General features: G+C 33.8%; 3 protein-coding genes. All 3 read left to right on the top strand.

The genetic code is table 11. The features are described from left to right. The first annotated feature begins 1,288 nt into the window (after positions 1-1,288). Entirely contained in the window at positions 1,289-2,545 is a 1,257-nt protein-coding gene (locus O3603_RS11815) for a RepB family plasmid replication initiator protein (protein WP_371523028.1), read from the top strand. A 288-nt stretch (positions 2,546-2,833) separates the two neighbouring features. Beyond that, positions 2,834-3,556 carry a porin family protein gene (locus O3603_RS11820; protein ID WP_371523029.1) on the top strand — a complete coding sequence of 241 codons (723 nt, stop codon included), beginning with the start codon at positions 2,834-2,836 and terminating at the stop codon, positions 3,554-3,556. Between the two features lie 16 nt (positions 3,557-3,572). Next, positions 3,573-4,441: PorT family protein (locus O3603_RS11825; protein WP_371523030.1), on the top strand; the 869-nt coding region annotated here is incomplete at its 3' end.

Consider the following 4,441-nt stretch of genomic DNA (forward strand, 5'->3'; position numbering starts at 1 on the left):
TTTAAAAAATTGCTCAAACTATAAAATTCTTATTCCTCTTTGTTCTTATACTGGAGTTGCGACAGTATATTTTCCCACTTCTGTGGGCAAGTAACCTTTATGCTCCAATTTGAAAAATAGGTGCATAAAGGTACAACTTGCTTCCGATTGAAATTGACACTTTTACCATGTAGAAACCATGTAGAAAAAACATTTAAATGAAGTTTCTTCTCTCAATCATTAGATGACTATAATATTTATTATCAGTATGCTTGTATTACTTTATACTTATATGCTAAGACGATGGATAATTTATGATTGTAAAATGATAATAATAAACTATACTAATAATGTTATATAGTTTTATTCTATTATTACTTTACACCTATTATCCGATATTCTATAAATAGCTATATTACACTTTTATAATATACCTTTATGAATTTATTCCTTTATCACACTATTAAAATATGACAATAATAAAATACATCTATAAAGTAAGCATATTTTATGCTTTCATAACACAATTATATAATTACTATAATATACAATAACTATAATAAAATATGATGTTATTTCTTTATTATAGATATAACAAAACATTATAGGGGAAAAAGGATGATATTCATGTAACCTTTTGAGAAAAACTAAAGGGGAAGTCATAGTTATGCCTTCCGTGTGCAGAAATTCAACCAGAAACGATATAGAAAATGTGTTGTAATATTAAAGTGTCAATATATGGATAAAAGATAAAAAGGTAAGAGATGGTAGAGCAAATCTTATTATTAAGAATGTCTCAAATTCTTATTTTATCAGGTTCATCTTTGTTTTTGCTCGATATACATAGATAAAGGAAATGTAAACCTTAATGTTCTTGTCCCTTTAGTTAAAGTTTCCTTGCGCACGCACATTATAAGCTTTATTTATATATTTTATTTATAAGCTTTATTTTAGAGGCATGTAACTCCCTGATTATCATTTTGTTTATTTGTTATTATGTAACCTTTTGAGAACCATTATGTAACCTTTTGAGAATGAATAAGTAACCTTTTGAGAACCATTATGTAACCTTTTGAGAATGAATAACACCTTCTTTTTGCTTGTTAGTACAACTTAGATTTCACTATGAAAAGATGAAGTTTCTTTGCGTATATGAAAGAAAATAAATATCTTTGTATTGTCGTTTCGAGACACTTTAATACAATTGCTGGTATAGTAGACAGTTGTCGCCTCCAGTACCCTTTAATATATTTTTCGCTTCGACCTTATAAGGATTTATCCAAAAGAAAAGTTATTAAAGGGTTTAAAAATGACAAAGCGGATTTTTACTTTGATTGAGAATGGAGGAACGAAAGGAAGTCCTTTCAGTTTCAGCAATCTATTGACGCGTTCTCCATTACGCTATACCATGATGGAACGACGATTTCTTTATAAGTTGTCAGAAGCAATCAAAATGCGCTATGAGGAAATGGGTTTGAAAATGCGTGAAAACTGGGAAAATCTTGTCTTTAATATGACAGATAAGGATTTATCATCGATAGGAGGCAATACCAATGTTGTTAGAACTTATAAAACCGTTCGTTCACTTGCTCAAAAAGCAATCATTCAATTTCATAATAATGAGAACGATCAACTTGTCATTGACTATTTTCATTGGATAGATGCCTTTCGTTGGAATACAGCAACTAATGACTATACTGTGCGTGTTTCACCAGAGCTATATGATTATGTTATCTGCCTAACTAAATCATTTACAGTTCTAAATCTTCACACTGCCATCTTACTCGAATCAAAGTATTCACAGAAATTCTATGAGTTCTGTTGTCAGTACTCAGGTGATTTTCGTTTTGTAGACCCATCTACCCCGAACGAAACATATAAAAAACGAGTTTTCAAGATGTCTGTTGAAGCATTTCGTTTTACTTTTGGACTTTCCGAGCTGCATGACCCAAAAACTGGTGAGTTGCTGGAGAAAGAGAAATATACTCGATTTAAAACGATGGTCGAGAAGGTTATTATTCCTGCACAACAGGAACTTTATAAGTTATATAGAGAAAAACGTTCAGATATATGGTTTGATTATGAGGTTGCAGAACGCTATGGACGTGGGCGTAATGGCTCTCCAAAGTCTTTACGCTTTTATATCTACACACGTGAACACCCTAAATCTAAAGACCCAGAATTAGACCGTCCATGCAAAGAAGGGGAGTATCTTTTTCCCTATGAAGAAAATAAAATTAAACGTCCTGCTAAAAGAAAACAAATCAAGCAAACCAACTGGCTTCAACTTGATGAAACTTTTCAAAGAGATACCATATTACAACAACTTAACAGCTATTTAGATAAAGATGAAGTAGATTATTACATGGAAAAGATAGATAAAGAACAGCTACGATGTAAGGAAAGTTACTCTCAGGTAATCCAGGTTATTTATGAGAAGCAAAAACAACCTAAGTTTAAAAATGCAAATAAATCATATCAACGCAAATGTCTTATTAACTTTGTCTTTACTAAAAATCTGCAGGAATATGGATGGGATATAAAAGCATATTCTCAAGATGGTTAGAACTATGAAAAGGGAAACTTATCCCTCTTCATTTTAATGATAATTATTCCGCAATAGCAGAACATGTAACTAATCATTTACTATTGTCATATTCCTAAAGATAAGTTTTTTACGGCTATCCTCACACTTGACAGCATACAGTAGATAATCAGGAAATTATAAGCCAACAAGTTGCTGAATCTTTGCGTAATTTCCTTGCTCCCCCTGCTCATAAAAGTTAAATTAGTGTAAATATTATGCGATCGTTTAATTTTTATGTATTTTTGCTCACATAAAATAACTATTGCAATGAATATGATTTCTAAAAACGCTATTCTAGCTATTATACTCTTAGTAAGTACTCATCTCCCAGCACAAAACACCTCTTTTAGACTTGGAATTCGTTTGGGGTATGGCGTATCTGTGAATAAGGACATGGATAAAATTCTTGTACCAGAAGACTATTATTCCAATTATACTTTCAAAGACAAGTGGCAGTTTACTCCAACAGTTGGTGTATTTGCTCAGTATCATGTCGATGGTTCCATCATAGGTGTTGAAGGTGGATTTAGCTATTGGCAGAAGGCATCACAGCTTGTCTATAATGATAATAAGGAGTTAAACTATAAGGTTACACCTCGTTATAATTACATTGGTGTATCTGCTCTGCTGAAGATTTATCCTTGGCGCAAAGGCTTCAATATCTCAATTGGTGGACGTGCGGGAGCTAATCTTAATGGTAAGGGCATATCTTACGAGAGCAATCAAGAAGACAGTAAGTTTGCAAACTATCATTTTGCCACTGTCGCAGAGACGAAACGTCTAATGAAAGAGAAGTTGACGGGGCAGCCAGACATTGCACTTGGTGGTGGCTTCGGCTATGAAATCAATAATCACTGGGCGGTAGACTTTCGTTATTTCTATGGTGTCAACCCAACGATAAAGACCGAGACGAATGACTATAACTGGGCAGAGCATTCTACTCATAGCCAGAATATAGAACTCTGTGTGAGTTATCTTTTCAATCTGTAAATCATTGTAATGCCTTATGAATAACAGATTTAACAAACGAAACTACCATCTTTTTAATATCATATTTGTTATATTTGCAATCGCTTTCGTTGCAATGGGTTGCAAAAATGACAAACCAGAAGAGGTACAGGAAGTTCAGCAACCCATTAAAAGCGACCATTCTACGCCCTTACCGCCACCTATTATCAAAGATGATCAACCTCTTTTATCTGAACAGAATGTCTCCAACCATACCTATAATAAGGTAAAGAGTCGGACACATTATACCATGAAGAAAAATACGAAAAGAAGTTATAAACGTCATTCACTGCGAAAAACAAAGTATACTAAAACGATATCACGTACTAAGGGGCAAAGCGTTTCTTCATCAGTTCCTGCATCAGACGGAACAAATAATATAAACAATCAGCAAAATAAAAATACTGAATCACCCCAGCAAGCTGTGATTAAGGGAGAGGATAATATTGCCAGAGATAAAGCAGAGAGTAATATCTCAACGAATCCTTCCAATACAGAACGTAATTCTTCAGACGTTCAAAGATATTCTTTCCCTTACAAGCACCTGTTTCGTGTAGGACTTCGCACAGGTACTGGTTACTCTAAAATAACAGGATTAAGCAGTATTATTGAGAACTATGATATACGTCCTACTTTCACAATGAATGAACGTGGTGGTGTAAATCCTCGTATTGGAGTCTTTGGCACATGGCAATACCGCAGGCTAGGTGCTGAGCTGGGCATTGATTACACCCGTATTCTCAGCAAGCTGACAGAGCATAAGATACCTGAAAATATAACCGAGACTACACGATTTCATTATAATTTCATTACTCCACAAGTCCAGCTTCGTTTCTATGCTTTTCCAAAGTTCTATATGGGAGCAGG

This window comes from Prevotella sp. 20925_1_30, assembly GCF_041433025.1.
GTDB classification, from domain to species: domain Bacteria; phylum Bacteroidota; class Bacteroidia; order Bacteroidales; family Bacteroidaceae; genus Prevotella; species Prevotella vespertina.